The organism is Virgibacillus sp. 6R (assembly GCF_001895305.1).
GTDB lineage: Bacteria > Bacillota > Bacilli > Bacillales > Amphibacillaceae > Virgibacillus > Virgibacillus pantothenticus.
Genome location: NZ_CP017762.1, coordinates 4503805 through 4520761, shown reverse-complemented (window position 1 = coordinate 4520761; position 16957 = coordinate 4503805). Strand labels below are relative to the sequence as shown.

Annotated in this window: 20 protein-coding genes; all 20 read right to left on the bottom strand. The window is 38.1% G+C overall.

All coding sequences use genetic code 11. From position 1 onward, the window contains the following. Nucleotides 1–81: 81 nt before the first annotated feature. Nucleotides 82–591 (bottom strand): chemotaxis protein CheD, encoded by a 510-nt coding sequence (locus BKP57_RS20435; RefSeq protein ID WP_373314108.1) that lies wholly within the window; start codon nt 589–591, stop codon nt 82–84. Further along, nucleotides 581–1207 (bottom strand): chemotaxis protein CheC, encoded by a 627-nt coding sequence (locus BKP57_RS20430; protein WP_050352761.1) that lies wholly within the window; start codon nt 1205–1207, stop codon nt 581–583. Before BKP57_RS20430 ends, BKP57_RS20435 begins: the two co-directional genes overlap by 11 nt. Nucleotides 1208–1213: 6 nt before the next feature. Further along, on the bottom strand, nt 1214–1684 hold the full coding sequence (locus tag BKP57_RS20425; protein WP_050352760.1) for a chemotaxis protein CheW: 471 nt from the start codon (nt 1682–1684) through the stop codon (nt 1214–1216). 18 nt (nt 1685–1702) lie between these two features. Continuing rightward, nucleotides 1703–3715 (bottom strand): chemotaxis protein CheA, encoded by a 2013-nt coding sequence (locus BKP57_RS20420; protein ID WP_050352759.1) that lies wholly within the window; start codon nt 3713–3715, stop codon nt 1703–1705. A gap of 14 nt (nt 3716–3729) precedes the next feature. Continuing rightward, entirely contained in the window at nt 3730–4776 is a 1047-nt protein-coding gene (locus BKP57_RS20415; RefSeq protein ID WP_050352758.1) for a protein-glutamate methylesterase/protein-glutamine glutaminase, read from the bottom strand. 7 nt (nt 4777–4783) lie between these two features. After that, entirely contained in the window at nt 4784–5656 is an 873-nt protein-coding gene (locus BKP57_RS20410) for a MinD/ParA family protein (RefSeq protein ID WP_050352757.1), read from the bottom strand. Then, nucleotides 5646–6767 (bottom strand): flagellar biosynthesis GTPase FlhF, encoded by a 1122-nt coding sequence (gene flhF / locus BKP57_RS20405; protein ID WP_050352756.1) that lies wholly within the window; start codon nt 6765–6767, stop codon nt 5646–5648. Before flhF ends, BKP57_RS20410 begins: the two co-directional genes overlap by 11 nt. Beyond that, nucleotides 6764–8797 (bottom strand): flagellar biosynthesis protein FlhA, encoded by a 2034-nt coding sequence (gene flhA / locus BKP57_RS20400; protein ID WP_050352755.1) that lies wholly within the window; start codon nt 8795–8797, stop codon nt 6764–6766. The genes flhF and flhA overlap by 4 nt, the downstream gene beginning before the upstream one ends. 19 nt (nt 8798–8816) lie before the next feature. Continuing rightward, complete coding sequence (gene flhB / locus BKP57_RS20395; RefSeq protein ID WP_050352754.1) at nt 8817–9896, bottom strand: flagellar biosynthesis protein FlhB; 1080 nt, start codon at nt 9894–9896, stop codon at nt 8817–8819. Between the two features lies 1 nt (nt 9897). Next, entirely contained in the window at nt 9898–10677 is a 780-nt protein-coding gene (gene fliR, locus BKP57_RS20390) for a flagellar biosynthetic protein FliR (RefSeq protein WP_072742250.1), read from the bottom strand. 3 nt (nt 10678–10680) lie between these two features. After that, nucleotides 10681–10950, bottom strand: a complete 270-nt coding sequence (fliQ, locus tag BKP57_RS20385) for a flagellar biosynthesis protein FliQ (protein ID WP_050352752.1) — start codon at nt 10948–10950, stop codon at nt 10681–10683. 58 nt (nt 10951–11008) lie between these two features. Then, nucleotides 11009–11674, bottom strand: coding sequence for a flagellar type III secretion system pore protein FliP (gene fliP / locus BKP57_RS20380; RefSeq protein ID WP_050352751.1), 666 nt, complete (start codon nt 11672–11674; stop codon nt 11009–11011). Then, on the bottom strand, nt 11667–12320 hold the full coding sequence (locus tag BKP57_RS20375; RefSeq protein ID WP_050352750.1) for a flagellar biosynthetic protein FliO: 654 nt from the start codon (nt 12318–12320) through the stop codon (nt 11667–11669). The genes fliP and BKP57_RS20375 overlap by 8 nt, the downstream gene beginning before the upstream one ends. 16 nt (nt 12321–12336) lie before the next feature. Then, nucleotides 12337–12699 carry a response regulator gene (locus BKP57_RS20370; protein WP_050352749.1) on the bottom strand — a complete coding sequence of 121 codons (363 nt, stop codon included), beginning with the start codon at nt 12697–12699 and terminating at the stop codon, nt 12337–12339. A gap of 31 nt (nt 12700–12730) precedes the next feature. After that, nucleotides 12731–13852 carry a flagellar motor switch phosphatase FliY gene (gene fliY / locus BKP57_RS20365; RefSeq protein WP_050352748.1) on the bottom strand — a complete coding sequence of 374 codons (1122 nt, stop codon included), beginning with the start codon at nt 13850–13852 and terminating at the stop codon, nt 12731–12733. Then, nucleotides 13842–14840: a flagellar motor switch protein FliM gene (fliM, locus tag BKP57_RS20360; protein WP_050352747.1), complete on the bottom strand. Its 999-nt coding sequence runs from the start codon at nt 14838–14840 to the stop codon at nt 13842–13844. The genes fliY and fliM overlap by 11 nt, the downstream gene beginning before the upstream one ends. A gap of 30 nt (nt 14841–14870) precedes the next feature. Further along, on the bottom strand, nt 14871–15290 hold the full coding sequence (gene fliL, locus BKP57_RS20355) for a flagellar basal body-associated protein FliL (RefSeq protein ID WP_050352746.1): 420 nt from the start codon (nt 15288–15290) through the stop codon (nt 14871–14873). Beyond that, nucleotides 15283–15507, bottom strand: a complete 225-nt coding sequence (locus BKP57_RS20350; protein ID WP_050352745.1) for a flagellar FlbD family protein — start codon at nt 15505–15507, stop codon at nt 15283–15285. Before BKP57_RS20350 ends, fliL begins: the two co-directional genes overlap by 8 nt. A 41-nt stretch (nt 15508–15548) precedes the next feature. Next, complete coding sequence (gene flgG / locus BKP57_RS20345; RefSeq protein ID WP_050352744.1) at nt 15549–16340, bottom strand: flagellar basal body rod protein FlgG; 792 nt, start codon at nt 16338–16340, stop codon at nt 15549–15551. Between the two features lie 123 nt (nt 16341–16463). Next, nucleotides 16464–16952 (bottom strand): flagellar hook assembly protein FlgD, encoded by a 489-nt coding sequence (gene flgD / locus BKP57_RS20340; RefSeq protein WP_050352743.1) that lies wholly within the window; start codon nt 16950–16952, stop codon nt 16464–16466. Nucleotides 16953–16957 lie beyond the last annotated feature (5 nt).

The following is a 16957-nucleotide window of genomic DNA, read 5'->3' as shown; positions in this document are numbered from 1 at the left end:
TCCTTCTTACCATAGCTTAATCCATATCAAAGGCAGTCCTAAACCAGAAATATACTTCCGTACTATTAGAGTGGGAAAGTATTAAATAAATGCTTCCCCTTTATTTACAGTTCGGATTTTTAACTGACTTGTTTGTATATCAAATTCTATTGTTCGTCCAGCATGACCACCTACATCAGATGCAAGGACAGGGATGGATAACTGCTCCAGCTTCTCTAAAACAGCTTCTACATTTCGAGGACCGATACGCATCAAATCAGTTCCGGAAGAAAATTGGAACATTTGTGCACCACCAGCCACTTTCGCTTTTAAAAGATTTCTTCTCGCCCCAAGATCGACTAACTGATCTACCAAAATAGGGATAGCTGTATCTGCATATTTATAGTGATTAAAATTATCTTGTCTTGCTAGTTTCGAATCTGGCAATAACACATGCGCTAATCCTGCTACTTGTTTTCGTTCATCATAAATGACGGCTCCAACGCAAGACCCCAAGCCAGAAGTACGAATTTTATTAGGGGCTTTCGTTACATTTAAATCTGCAATTCCGACCTTAACAACAGTAGATGAGGATACTAGTTTAGACATCATATGTGACTCCTAGAGCTGCAAACAGTTTTGAAAATGAATCGGGATCTGGAATAAATAAAAAATTACCTTTGATTTGATTTGCTTGGTAAGCTGTATTCATCTTCGCATCGATAATAAGGGCGTAGTCAGCCACTTGAGAAATTTCCAATAACCCTACAGTTAAAATTGCCCCTGCCATATCGATGCTTAAATAAGGCACAGAAGGCTGCATCGTAATATTTGTAAAGTCAGCTAAAGCAGATAAATAAGCTCCTGTTACAATATTTCCTGCTTCTTGCAGCACGGAAGCTGCTAGCTCATCATCGTTATGGACACTTAATGCAGCATTATTCGTTATCTCCTTAATCAGCGCATCTGCCTCTTCTAAAGATAATATGAAATATACCGTACCGGGGGCGTCCCCTTTAATGCGAAATAGCAAGGCAACAACTACTGCCTCTGGACCACCAATAAGCTCCATCATTTCGTCATAGCTAACAATATTTACTGCTGGTACATCCATCTCTATTTTTCGATTGACTAATTGGGACATGGAAGTAGCAGCATTTCCTGCACCGATATTACCTATTTCTCGTAGCACATCTTTTTGCATTTGTGTTAATTTTGTAAGATCCATAACTGCTTACCCTTCCACTGACTTCAATTCTTCCATTTCTTCTTCAGTTAACACTTTTTGCATATTCAATAAAATAAGTAAACGATCCTCAAGCTTCGCTACCCCTTCGATATATTTTGCATCGACAGTACCAATAACTTCAGGCGCTGGTTCAATTTTGGATTCTGGAATATCAATCACATCATTTGCTGCATCCACTACTAAACCAACTTCCATATTATCCACAAATACAATAATAATCCGACTGGAGTCGTTATAATCCGTCTCTTCCATACCAAAACGCAAGCGCAAATCGATAACCGGAGTTACAACGCCTCTTAGATTAATTACACCTTTAACAAAATCAGCTGTTTGCGGAACTCTCGTTATTGGTATTAGTCTTTCAATAGAACCTACTTGCTGCACAGAAACAGCATATTCTTCCTCGCCAAGTTGAAATACAATCACTTTTCTATTTCCTGACATATTGTTTTCCATCATATACCCCTCCATTGGTTATTTTACTAATGCATTACTATCAATAATTAAAGCAACTTCACCATCACCAAGAATAGTCGCGCCAGAAATGGCAAATGTATTCGTTAAATAATTACCTAATGATTTTAAAACAACTTCCTGTTGACCAATAAACGAATCTACTACGAGACCTACCATTTTGTTCCCTTTTTTTACAATGACAATCGATAAGTACGCATTTGTCTCTGCATCAGCTGGTTGTTTCACAGCAAATATGTCATTTAAAAATGCCAACGGCACAACTTTCCCACGAAAGTCAATGACTTTCGTATGATGTGCATGCATCACTTCGTCTTGATGCACAATGGCTGTTTCTATGATTGACGATAGTGGTATAGCATATTTTTCCTTCTGCAATTCAATTAGCAGCACGGAAATTATCGATAAGGTGAGCGGCAATTGAATGGAAAAGACGGAGCCTCTGTCTTGTTTCGAATCAATCGTTATTTTTCCACCTAACGACTCAATCGTATTTTTGACTACATCTAACCCAACACCTCGTCCGGATATATCCGATACTTGATCAGCAGTAGAAAAGCCACTTGACATGATTAATTCAAATATTTGCTGATCCGATAAAAGTTCCGCTTGCCCTTCTGAAATGACTCCTTTTGAAATCGCCTTGTTTAATACCTTCTCTTTATGAATTCCTGCTCCATCGTCTTCAATTTCGATAAATACGTGGTTTCCGCTATGATAAGCTTCGAGCTTCAATGTGCCATATTCTGGTTTTCCTTTGTTTATTCTCGCTTCTTTTGCTTCAATACCGTGATCAATCGCATTTCTAATTAAATGTACTAATGGATCGCCAATTTCATCAATCACCGTACGATCCAACTCTGTCTCAGCGCCAATAATCTCTACTTCGACTTGCTTATTTAACTCGCGAGCAACTTGGCGGATCATGCGTGGAAATCGGTTAAACACTTGCTCTATCGGAACCATACGCATCGTTAAAATGATAGATTGAAGATCACTTGACACACGCGACATATGCTCGACAGTATCTTGTAAATCTTTGTTATCCAAATCAGCTGCTAATTGCTCTAATCTGCCACGATCGACAACTAATTCTTCAAATAAATTCATAAGTACATCTAAACGGTCAATATTAACACGAATGGTTTTATTAGCTACTCCTTTAGAAGAGCGTTGTTTCGTTTCTTTTACTTTCGTTGTGCCTTGATTTTCTGCAAGCTTTCGGGAATCTTGCTCCTTTTCTTGATGCTGCTCTATGTTAAAAGGAACGATTTCAACTGCTTCAATTTCAGAGACCTTTTCGATGTTAATTTGTATCGTTTCTTTTTTATGTTCGGAAATAAAGAGAACCGTAAATGTATGATCAAATTGCTCTTCTTCCAGTTCGGTTACAGACGGATCTGATTTGACAATTTCGCCTAGCTTTTCTAAAACTTCAAAAATCATAAACACACGAGCGCCTTTTAAAAGACAATCTTCTTTTAACGTAATTGATATTTCATAATTTGTATAACCACGCTCTTTAGACTCTTGTAGAATAGTCATTGCGAATTCATCAATGTTTTTCATCTGCTGCGAATGTACGGCTGGCTCTTGCGATGCTTCTAATTGAGGTTTCTCATGAGGCAAAGTTTCGCCTTGCTCTAAGCATTTCAATTGCTCAACGACGTCCGTTACGTCCTTGCTTCCATTACCTCCAGCTGAAATATCCTCTACCATTTCGTGCAAATAATCAACGGCAGCAAACAAGACATCTATCATTTCACTTTGAACACTGATCTTACCTTCTTTAATCGCATCGAATACATTTTCTAACTTGTGGGTAAGACTTGCTAAGTCATGATATCCCATTGTTGCAGACATGCCTTTAAGCGTATGTGCTGCTCGAAAGATCTCTTCAATAATGGCTGTTTCCTCTGGTTGCTTCTCTAACGCTAGTAATTGGTTGTATAAAACTTCCAAATGTTCGTTGCTTTCATCAATAAACACGGTTAAATATCCAGAAGTATCCAACTCTATCCCTCCAACTATACTAATTTAGTTATTAAACGACTTACTTCGTCCAAAGGAACTTGCTTATTAACCAGATTTGTTGCCATTGCTGCTTTTGGCATACCATAGACAATTGCCGTTTCTTCGGACTCAGCAATGACATACGTTCGGTCGTCGCTTTTTTTTAGGTTTTTAATACCATCTGTACCGTCATTCCCCATACCAGTTAAAATGACGGCAATCTTATTCACTTCCTGCAGTGGCGCAACGGATGTGAATAGCATATCTACGGACGGTCTGTGACCACGTAAAGGGTCTTCTTCTGTTAAATCAATAAAAATCGAAGTACCTATTTGCGATAATTTCATATGCCAGCCCCCTGGGGCAATGTATACAACGCCGTGTTGCAACCTTTCCCCATGCTCTGCTTCTTTTACAAGCAATTCAGACTTAAGGTTTAATCGTTCTGCAAGCGATTTTGTAAAACCAGCTGGCATATGCTGAACAACTAACACAGCTGCAGCCAAATTTTTAGGTAGTTGCTCTACAATATGTTGTAGCGCTCTTGGACCACCTGTTGAGGCACCAATTGCAACAATTGTCTGGTGATAATTTGCTAATTCCTTTATAGGCTCTTTGATTGGAATTTGCTTTTTACTTGCTTTTTGTTGCCGTGGTAATTTTACCATTGAAGCAGTAATCACTTTATGAATAATTTCTTGTTTCATCGTTTCTATATCTATTGAAATGGCTCCAGATGGTTTCGCAATGAAATCTACTGCCCCACTTGAGATGGCTTGAATGGTTTTAATGGTTGCATCTTCTGTAACACTTGATAGCATGACGACAGGAATCGGATGTGTCTGCATAATTTCCTTCAAAGCTGTGATCCCATCCATTACTGGCATCTGCACATCAAGCGTTATTACATCTGGAGAAAGTTGTTTTATTTTATGTAACCCATCTTCTCCGTTTCGAGCCGTTCCAACGACTTCAATGCGTGGATCACTCGCTAGCATATCTGAAAGTATTTTGCGCATAAAAGCGGAATCATCAATGACAAGGACACGAATGATGTTCATGTTTTATTTATCTCTCCGTCCATAATCGTTTTAATTTATTTAAGAAGGTAGAAGTATTTGTTGTTTTGATTTTTTCTCCAGCCCCTTGTTTCAAATAGGTGCGTACAAGCCGCTTCATTGCTTTACTAATTGCTGCACGTTCATGAAGAAAAACAAACGGTGTTTGGCGAATAACAGCTTTCATAACAGTTTGATCTTCTGGTAAGGCGCCCAATAAATGAATATCGACTTGTAAAAATTGTTGGGTTACTTTTCGAAAGCGATCCAGCATGTTACGACCTTGTGATTCTGAGTAGGTTCGATTCATTATCACACTAATGGGCAATGTCTTATCGTGAGCAATGATATGTTTTATCATGCTATAACCATCTGTAATAGCAGTTGGCTCTGGTGTAGTAACAAGAAAACATTCATCTGCCGCTAAAATGAATGATAGGCTGTCAGCAGTAACGCCAGCGCCCATATCAAAAAATATATAATCATATTCGGCTTGCAGTGATTGGTACTGCTTAAAGAAAAACTCCTTTGTCGATGAATCCAGTGAAAAAATATTGGTAAAGCTTGATCCTGCTGCAATATATTGTAAATTTTCTGGTCCTTGTTCGATAATGGACTGTATCGGACATCTTTCTTGGAACATATCGACAATCGTTTTTTCTATTTGTTTACCCAGAAGTATATCAATGTTTCCCATGCCAATGTCCATATCAATAATGAGGATATTCTTTCCTTGCCTGACTAACTCTAGTGAAAAATTCAGTGTAATATTTGATTTTCCTACCCCTCCTTTTCCACTAACAACCGCAATAGTTCTCGCTTGCTTTTGTCCCTGCAATGCACGCAATTTATTTCGAAGCCCTGTCGCTTGGTCAAATTTCATAAGCATTCCCCATAATGTTGGCTGCTAACAGCTCAGCCGACGGATGAATCAAATCCTCTGGAACATCTTGTCCATTTGTTAAATAAGCTACCCCGACATGCTTCTCTAAAATAATATTTAACATGCTGCCAAATTGCCTTGTTTCATCTATTTTAGTGAAAATGACCCGTGATATAGGTAAAGGCTCAAATTGGTTATAAATATCAACTAAATCCTGAGGCTTGGCTGTTAAAGATAAAACTAAAAACATCGCCGCTTCTGTATTTACTTCTACATCTGCTTGAAGCTGTCTAATATATGCATCTTCTCGAAAATTACGTCCAGCTGTATCAATTAAAATGACGTCGTAGGCTGACAATTTTTGAATTGCCTGCTCCAAATCAGTTTTTGTATAAACCACTTCAATTGGAACATCTAATATTTCCGCATACGTTTTTAATTGTTCGACCGCAGCGATACGATAGGTATCCGCCGTAATAAATGCAACACTTTTTCTGTCTTGTAATTTGCTTTGAGCTGCTACTTTAGCTATGGTAGTCGTTTTCCCTACTCCTGTTGGTCCAACAAAATAAACAAGTTTGTGGCGATAGGTTAAGCCTTGAAAAGTAACCGATTGAAGACGTTTCGTTACTTCTTGCTCAATGTCCTTGATAATTACTTGATAACTCGGTTGTTGGTCAGCTCCATGCTTCTCCATCACTGCTTCTATGAAGCTTTTAGCGAGTTGTTGGTCTACTTCTTGCGTAAGCAAATACTGATATGCAGATTGATAGTCAAAAGGATAGTTCATCATACCAATACTTGATTGATGCAATAGCTGTTTCACCTGCTTTAACTCCTGTAATACAGGGGAGATATTTGCTTCATTAGCGGCTACTTTCGTCTCGTTTACAGATATCTCCTTATCGCGATGATGCAATGGTTTTTTGGGCTTTATTGGTTGTGGATCTTTCACAGCAACTACTTCAATCTGTTGTTTTTTTAATAGACCTAAAAATTTCCGCTTTTTTACTTGTCTAGATTGAAGGATAACAGCGTCATTTCCCAACTCTTTACGTATTTGCTTCATGGCTTCGGGCATCGATGCTGCCGTATATTTCTTTACCTTCACGCTATATTCACCACCCCAACACTTTGTACTTGCACGTCTGGTTCCAGCTCATTGTAAGATAAGACCACAACATGAGGGAAAAACCGTTCTATCAATTGTTTTACATACATCCGTACAGCAGGAGAACATAGCAAAATAGCAGTTTCCTCTTGAAGTGTTAACTTTTCAACTTCTTCCTTCATATGCTCTAAAAGCTGTTGCTGCTGCTCTGGAACCATCGATAAAAAGCTTCCATGCTCGGTTTGTTGAATACTGTCAGCAATTGCTTTTTCTGCTTTTGCCGAAAGTGTAACAACTTTAAGCGATTGGCCATCCTCTGTATACTGTTTCGTAATTTGATTGGATAATGCTTGTCGAACGTATTCGGCTAATAGATCAGTATCATTCGTTAATTTTGCAAAGTCAGCCAAGGTTTCAAATATAATCGGTAAATTACGAATCGCTACTTTCTCCTTCAACAACTTAGCCAGTACTTTTTGAATGTCCCCTACTGATAATGGCTCAGGAGTAACCTCTTCCACTAAAATAGGATAGCTTTCTTTGAGGTGCTCGATTAATTGCTTCGTCTCTTCTCGTCCTAAAAGCATATGGGCATGACGTTTTATAACCTCGGTCAAATGAGTGGATACGACGGAAGGTGGATCAACTACTGTATATCCAGATAATTCCGCTTCATCTTTCCATTCCTCACTGATCCATTTTGCCGGCAAACCAAAGGCTGGTTCTGTCGTTTCTATCCCTTCTAAATCATCATCATCCATATCGGGCGCCATCGCTAAATAATGATCGAGTAACAACTCGCCGGAAGCAACTTCTTCCCCTTTTATTTTTAAACGGTATTCATTTGGTTGCAGCTGAATATTATCCCGAATCCGAACAACTGGAATAACAATTCCTAGTTCAATCGCCAGCTGTCTACGAATCATGACAATTCGATCCAGCAAATCTCCACCTTGATTCACATCGGCGATAGGAATTAGTGAGTAACCAAACTCGAACTCAATTGGATCCATATTAATTAATTGGACAACATTCTCTGGAGCTTTCATCACGTCACTTTCTGTTTCATCGGTTTCTTCCTCACTAGGTTCCGCGACATCCTCCGCTTGTTTTAATAAGAGATAGCCACTTAAGGCTAATAAGGCCGAAAGAATAGTTGTTAAGAAAAAGTTGATCGGAGTTAAGCCGAGTAAAAACACAGTTCCACTGGCAATAAATAATAGCTTTGGATATTGTAATAATTGCCCCGTTACATCCGTTCCCAAGTTTCCGCTTCCGGCTGTTCGTGTTACCACTATTCCAGTGGCCGTGGAAATAAGTAATGCTGGTATTTGACTAACCAAACCATCTCCAACCGTTAAGCGCATAAAAGTATTAATCGCCTCTTGAAACGACATATCCATTTGAACCATACCGATAATTAGCCCAAATATAATATTGATTAGAACGATGATAATGCCGGCAATCGCATCCCCTTTAACAAATTTACTCGCACCATCCATGGAACCATGAAAATCTGCTTCTTTTTCAATCTTTTCCCGTCTTTCTTTTGCCTGCTGCTCTGAAATCAAACCAGCATTTAAATCTGCATCAATACTCATTTGCTTTCCTGGCATCGCGTCTAGTGTAAAGCGTGCAGCTACTTCAGATACACGTTCAGAACCTTTGGTAATTACGAGGAACTGAATAATGACTAATATGACGAATACGACAAACCCAACTAATGGATTCCCCCCAATAACAAACGACCCAAATGTATCTACAACGCCACCAGCATCCGCTTCGGATAAGATGGATCTTGTTGTGGAAACGTTTAGTCCAAGGCGGAATAACGTTAACAACAATAAGAGGGTCGGAAAAACGGAAAATTGCAACGCCTCCTGCGTATTCATCGATACTAAAATGACAATGAGCGCTAGCGAGATATTACATAGTATCAGAATACTTAACAACCACCCTGGAAGTGGTACGATTAACATAATAATGATTAAAATAACGCCTAAAAGAACGGATAGATCTCTTGCTTTCATGGGGGTCTCTCCTTATTGCTTAAACTTTTTTCTCTAACTTATATACATATGCCAAGATTTCTGCAACCGCCTGAAAAAACGCTTCAGGAATCACGTCACCAATATCCACAACACGATATAAAGAACGAGCTAATGGTTTATTTTCAATCGTCATCACACCATTTTCCTTCGCTACTTGCTTGATTCTTTGGGCAACTTCATCGACACCTTTTGCTATAATATAAGGAGCAGAAGCTTTTTCTTCATCATATTTAATTGCGATGGCCACATGAGTTGGATTCGTAATAATAACATCAGCATTTGGCACTTCACTCATCATCCTTCGTGTCGCCATTTGCCTTTGTCGCTCTTTGATCTTTGATTTAATCAACGGATCTCCCTCAATATTTTTAAACTCGTCTTTGATATCTTGTTTGGACATCTTCATATTTTTTTCATAGTCGTATCGTTGATATGCGTAATCAAATACAGCTAAAAGAATTAAAATAATAACAGCTGTGATTCCCATAATGATAGTCACTTGTCCAAAAAACCCAAGTGCTGCATCAGCAGTCTTAAACGCCATCATCATCATCTCGTCCTTATAAAACCAAATTACCGCAAAAGTCACGGTACCGATACTTAAAATTTTTAATAAGGATTTTAGCAATTCAACAATTGCCCGTAATGAAAAAATCCGTTTAGCCCCTTGAATGGGATCAATTTTTTTTAAATCAAACTTTAGTGGCTCGGTCGTAAATAAAAATCCGATTTGCATAAAGTTGGCCGCTAATGCAGCTATGATAGCGATGATCATAACAGGAGCCAGCATCATTGCTGTTTCCATAGCAGCACCGTTAAAAACTTGTGCCACCGTAGTTTCAGTTACTTGCCAATGAATAAATTCCGTAAACGCATGCTCATACATGGATGTCATCCGATCTTTCATGGAATTTCCAAATACATATAGCATCATTAATGCAAATAGCAACAAAATTGCCGTATTCACATCCTGGCTCTTGGCAACTTTTCCTTTTTTCCGTTCGTCCTGACGTTTTTTCGGGGTAGCCTTTTCCGTCTTTTCACCTGCAAAATATTGTAAATCCAGTTTTATTTGCAAGTTATCCACCTCCGAATAAATTCGTGAGACTGCGTACGGTCTCAAACAAAACCTCAAACAAATGCTTTGCTAATACGACATATAAACTCATAAAAAATAATAGGACGATAAAGCTTACTAAAATTTTTAACGGCAGTCCTACGACAAACACGTTCAATTGTGGAACCGTTCTTGCTACAATCCCAAGTGCTACATCTACAAGAAATAAACACCCCACAATAGGGATTGCAATTTGAAAAGCAATCAGGAACATGTAATTAAAACTGTCTATCACATATCGGACAATGGATTCATTTTGAAACGGGACAAATTGTTCTATCGGAATAAATTGGTAACTATTTATCATCCCGTCTATTAAAATATGGTGACCATTAACCGATAATAGAAATAACAAAGCAACTATATAAAAATACTGTCCCGTTAAAGGGCTTTGGGCTCCCGTTTGCGGATCTATGACATTAGCAATTGCAAAGCCCATTTGAAAATCAATAAAACCACCAGCTATTTGCACCGCAGACAAAATGATATATGCGATTAAACCTATCAATAGACCTACTGCCGCCTCTTTTAAAATAAGCAAAAAATAATGTCCATCTACCACTAATGCGGGGGCGTCCACCGTATAAAATATTAAAAATGCAAGAAAGAAGCTTAACCCTAATTTAAACGGTCTTGGAATAGTACGATAGGAAAACAACGGCATCGTAGCAAAAAAGGTTGCTACTCTAACTAAAATTAATAAAAATACTGGTAAACTATTTACATGAATAACATCTAACATTTTTTATCCCACAAACTGATTCATATTTTGAAATAAATTAGAAGTAAACTCCACCATTTGCGTTAGCATCCAAGGACCAAAAAACACCAATCCAACCAGAACAGCAATAATTTTCGGGATAAATGCCAAGGTTTGCTCTTGAATTTGTGTTGTCGCTTGAAATATACTGACAAGTAATCCTACAGCTAAAGCGAGCAAAAGCAATGGTCCAGTTACAAGTAAAATAGTAAATACGCCTTTTTCTGCAAGCGTTAAAACAAATTCGCTGCTCATCTCTAATGCCCCCTATCTGTCTGGAAAATAGGACGGATTACCGCCCTGCTGCTTCGATCTAAAAGCTGTCTAGTAATGAGTGGGTAATTAAGTACCAACCATCTACCAGCACAAATAATAAAATTTTAAACGGCAACGAAATCATAACTGGCGGTAGCATCATCATCCCCATAGACATTAATACACTGGCAACAGCCATATCAATAATCAGAAAAGGAACAAAAATCATAAATCCCATTTGAAATGCTGTTTTTAACTCACTAATGGCAAATGCAGGAACTAACGTCGTCAAAGGTATTTCCTCAACGGTCTCCGGTCGCTCTAATTTGGCATAGTTCATAAACAAGGCTAAATCTTTTTGTCGGGTATGCTCAGCCATAAATTGTTTGATAGGAATACTTGCTTCATCATACGCTTCATCCAACGTAATTTCCTCTGCGAACAACGGTTCTAAAGCATTGTCATACACCTCATTAAATATGGGAGCCATTATGAAAAAGGTAAGAAACAAAGCTAGACCAATCAACACCTGATTTGGTGGCATTTGCTGTGTAGCCAATGATGTTCGAACAAAGGACAGTACGATAATAATTCTTGTAAAGCTGGTCATTAATATTAAAATACTTGGTGCCAATGTAAGAACAGTTAATAATAAAATTAGCTTTACTGAAGTGGACACATTAGCAGGATCTGAACTCGAAAACATATCGATAAATTCATTCATTGTGATCTTCCTTTTGTTTATACTGCTGAATTAATTGGCTACGATTTTGCTTTAATTTGTCCAACTCGTTCATGAATTGCTGTTTAAAATCAGCTTTTTCTTCCTTATCCTGGTGATTGGACTTCGCTCCAGGAGTTAATTTTTGGATGAACTTTGGAACTGCAGGCGTTTCACCACCTGCACCTGCTCTTTGTAAATCTTCAATAAGTGATGCATCGTTAATTTCCTGCAGTAACTCCACATTATCGCCAACACCGATTAAATAGTATTTATTCCCAAGGCGAATAATTTGCAATGATTTATTTTGCCCTACAGAAATTCCCCCAAGGTTTTCCAATGCCTTTACTTGGTTAAATAAAGCATTCTTTCTTTTTAAAAATAGAAGCACCAAATAAATTAAACCGAGAATAAGAAATAAAACAGCGATTACCTTCACAAAACTGACCCATAATGGTTTCGTTTCCGTTTCTTCATTTAAAAGTGTTGACGTATCTTTGTCAGTGTTTGCCGGTGTCTGCTCGGAAGACTCACAATCTGCTTCATCGTTGATACAATCATTCACGGATTTAGGAGCTGCCTCTGCTTCTATTACAAATAGAAATAGAAGCAGGCTAAGCAGGCTAGATATAACTGTTAATTTCCTCACACATATTCACTCACTTTTAACTCAAAGCCTTTTGAATCGCTTCAATAACCCGATCCGCCTGGAAAGGTTTGACAATAAAATCTTTTGCGCCTGCTTGAATAGCATCAATAACCATCGCTTGCTGGCCCATTGCAGAACACATAATAATTCTTGCTTGTGCATCAGCGGCTAATATCTCTTTTAATGCCGTAATCCCATCTTTTTCTGGCATCGTAATATCCATCGTTACTAAGTCAGGCTTTAACTCATTGTATTTTTCAACAGCTTGTACACCATCTTGAGCTTCACCTACAACTTCATACCCGTTCTTTGTTAAAATATCCTTTATCATCATTCGCATAAATGCTGCATCATCAACGATTAAAATACGATTGCCCATAAAAACAAACCTCCAATTGTACTTTGTTATATTATTTTAGTTTTTTTAGACGATCGGATTGACTCAATATATCTGTTACCCGAACACCAAAATTTTCGTCAATAACGACTACTTCTCCAGTCGCAATGAGTTTTTCATTAACTAAAATATCCACTGGTTCACCTGCTAATTTATCTAATTCCACAATAGAACCTTGGGATAAATCTAAAATATCTTTAATTGTACGCTTCGTCCTCCCAAGTTCAACCGTTACTTTTAAAGGAATATCCAAAAGCATATCTAAATTACGCTGCTCGGTTTTATTCAAAGGTACCGGCTCAAATGGAGAGAATTCTGCTTGCTGCACATTCGACTGCTTTGAATCTGGATTATGATAACCTAAAAATTGCGATGTATCCTCAAAGTGGGCCGACTCTTCCTTAGGTTCTGCCTGTTCGGTTGGTTCGGCAACGACAGTCGATGCTGTTTCTTCTTTCGCTGATTCATTCGTAACCAATTGGCTCACCAATTCCTTGGCAAATTGGATCGGCATTAATTGAAAAATGGTTGAATCAATTAGCTCCCCAACCTTCAACTGGAAAGTTACCTTCACAAAAGGATCTTCTCCTAAAGTTGATTCGGGTTCTTTTTCGGGGTCTTCCATATGAATCGTAGGTGGAGATATATCGACACGTTTATTAAATACGGTAGACATACTTGTAGCTGCTGCGCCCATCATTTGATTCATAGCCTCTTGGACCGCACTTAAATGAATCTCATTTAATTCTTCAGCAGGGTTTGTGCCGTCTCCACCAAGCATAATATCAGAAATAATTGCTGCATCTTCTGCCTTAATCACAAACACGTTCTTGCCAGAAAAACCTTCTAGATAGTTCACCTGAACACTGACAGGTTCAAAAGTGAATTTTTTTAGTTCTTCTTGTGCCATCACTGAAACTTCTGGCGTCGTTATTTCTACTTTTTGGTTTAACAATGTGGATAATGTAGTCGCTGAACTTCCAAATGATATATTTCCAATTTCCCCCAGCGTATCAATTTCTATTGTTGATAAATATTCGTCAGTAGGCGACGATTGATTGCTCTCATCTTCTGTTGAACTTACATTTAATAGTGCGTCGATTTCATCTTGAGAAAGCATTCCGTCATTCCCCATCGTCAATTCCCCCCTTAAATGTCTCTAGTATTTGGACAGACATCCTGTTTTTATATGTACCTGGCTGTACAAAGAATTTTGGTTCATCATTTACTGCTAACGTTAGTGGGCTTTCAATGGATTGATCGAGCCTGATGACATCGTCTTTGTTTAAATTCAAAAATTGTTCAATCGTAATAGACGCTTCACCTAAGATCGGTTTAACCTCTACCTTTGCTTGTTGAATATTTGCCGTCAGTTTTTGATAAGCTTCATCATCTCGCTCTTTTCCTGCTGACTGCATCCAATAATGAACCGACAGCTTGGATATAATCGGTTCCAGTACAATATGCGGGATGCAAATATTGATCATCCCACTTGCCTCACCAACCGCTGTATTTAGTGATACAACAACAACTGTTTCGTTTGGAGACACCATTTGTAAAAACTGTGGATTTACTTCAAAATCCTCCATTACAGGATCAATATCTACAATAGACGCCCATGCTTCTTGTAATTTTGTGCTCGCATTTTCAAACAGCTGTGACATTAAAAGGGTCTCAATTTCCGTTAAATTTTCTACCTTATTCAAACTGCCACCTTGACCACCTAAAGTCCTATCAAGCATTGCATAAGCAATATTTGGATTGATTTCCATGACGATTCTGCCTTCCAACGGCTCAAGGCTATATGTATTCAAAATTGTCATCGTTGGTACGGAGCGAATAAACTCTTCATAAGGTATTTGGTCCACAGATGCAACCGTGATGTTGACATACGTTCTTAGTTTTGCTGAGAAAAAAGTGGTTAGCAATCGTGCGTAATTTTCATGAATACGGGATATACTGCGTATCTGATCCTTTGAAAAACGTAATGCACGTTTGAAATCATACACACGGACCTTTTTTTCTTGATCTTCCTTTTTCAATTCCTCCGCATCCATTTCACCAGAAGATATTGCGGATAATAATGCATCAATTTCATTTTGTGAAAGAACTTCTTCTACCAACTACCATCACCTCCAAAGTGGAGTCGAACTTTATTGCAATATTTTATTAATTGTATAGACATCTGTAATCTTCCCTGTAGTCATTACTTCATTAAGTTTAGATTTTACTTCATTCTCTAAATCTTCCAACCCTGATTGAAAGTTTTTTTCTTTCATGGTAGCAAGTTCTTTAATTAGAATATTCTTTAATTGAAAATCACGTTTTTCAATTTCTTCTTTTGCGTCTTTGCTATCTGCAATAATTTGAAATTGGATTCGGACAAAACTCCCGTCTTGAAGATCTGTCGTTATTTCAGGAGTTTCATAAGAATATTCCTTCATTTCATCAATAGAAGCTGCTTCCCCACTCTTCTCATCTGTGTTTATATACTGAACAACGACGAACGCAGAAATCCCTATTATAAGCAGTACTGTTAGTGAAGTTAGCATTATTTTAACCAGTTTACTCATCGTCGTTGCTTGCCTCCCTTTTCGTTACAACTTGTAATATACCAACTTGTTGATAGTATTCTAGAGTGCGTTTAAGCACTTCTGCTTTTGTTTCCTTTACCACGAATTTCTTTCCAGTGAGTAACGTAATCGTCGTGTCTGGAAAATTTTGTATTTGTTCAATCATTATGGAGTTTAATGTAAATTCGTCCCCATTTAATCGCGTCAATGAAATCATTATCTAGGTGGGAGTGCCGAAACACTCCCTTCCCCCCTAACTTATCGTTTTAGATTTACAAGCTCTTGGAGAATTTCATCAGAAGTAGTAATAATTCTTGTATTTGCCTGGAATCCACGCTGGGCAGTAATCATTTCTGTGAACTCTTCTGATAAATCGACATTCGACATTTCAAGCGCACTAGATACAATTTTAGCAGCGCCATCTGATTCTGGAGCAACAATTCCGTTATAACCAGCATTTTCACTGTTAAGGAATAAATTGCTCCCCGCTTTTTCTAGACCTCCTGGATTAGAAAAACTAGCAAGGGCAATTTGCCCACCATTAACTGGATCTCCATCAGCATTAACATACGTAATAGTACCATCAGATTCAATACTAAAGCTTTTAGCATCCTGAGGAATCCTTAATTCCCTACCATCAATATCTTGCAAGTAAAATCCATTTGCATCGACAATGCGACCATCATTATCTAAATAAAAATTCCCTGCACGGGTATAATACGTTGTTCCATTCCCCTGCACAATAAACATACCGTCGCCTTCCAACATCAGATCTAAAGGTCTTCCGGTAGTCTGCCTAAACCCTTGGGTATGAACATTATCTATTGATCCAAGCTGTGAACCCGTTCCTACTTGTACAGGATTAATCCCTCCACGAGTAGCCGTCGGTCCTTGTGCCCCAGAATTGGTTTGGCTCATCATATCCTGAAATGTAACTCTGCCTTTTTTAAAACCTGATGTATTGACGTTTGCAATATTATTTCCAATCACATCAAGTTTTGTTTGAAATCCTTTCATACCAGAAATTCCTGCATACATAGAACGTAACATTGTCATTTCCCCTTTATATTATTGTGTTTTTTAACATGGTTTAGCAGTAGTTGTATGCTTGACCAAGTATTCACCAAAGATTTATCTCCTTCATTCTTTTACGATGAAGCTATATGACTGGTGTTACTCCGATGGTTCATTTGGTTCATTTTGCTCATCCTCACTTTGAGGTCCTTCAAACTCCGGATCGTTTACTTGTAAGGCAGCATCGGCATAAATTTTTTCCCCATTCTCCAACTCCAGAATGGCCCAGCCCTCACTCTGACTAACAGCAACAACTTTACTTGTTTTTAATCCCGCTTCCTTACCTGTCTCTTCATCATAAGCCTGATAGGTAACTTCTTTACCTAACATATGGCTGTATTTAATTACCGGAGATATAAGTTGACTTTGTACTAAAGTATCAATCGATTTCGTCATATTCATCATTTGTTCTAAGGAACTGAATTCAGCCATTTGTGAAATAAACTGACGGTCATCCATTGGATTAGTTGGATCTTGATGTTGCAATTGGGTCATTAAAATTTTCAAAAATTCGTCCTTTCCTAATTCCGGACTAGGCGTTCGCTCTTTTTGATTATGTAAATAGAGTGAAGGATCAATTTGAACCACTCTAC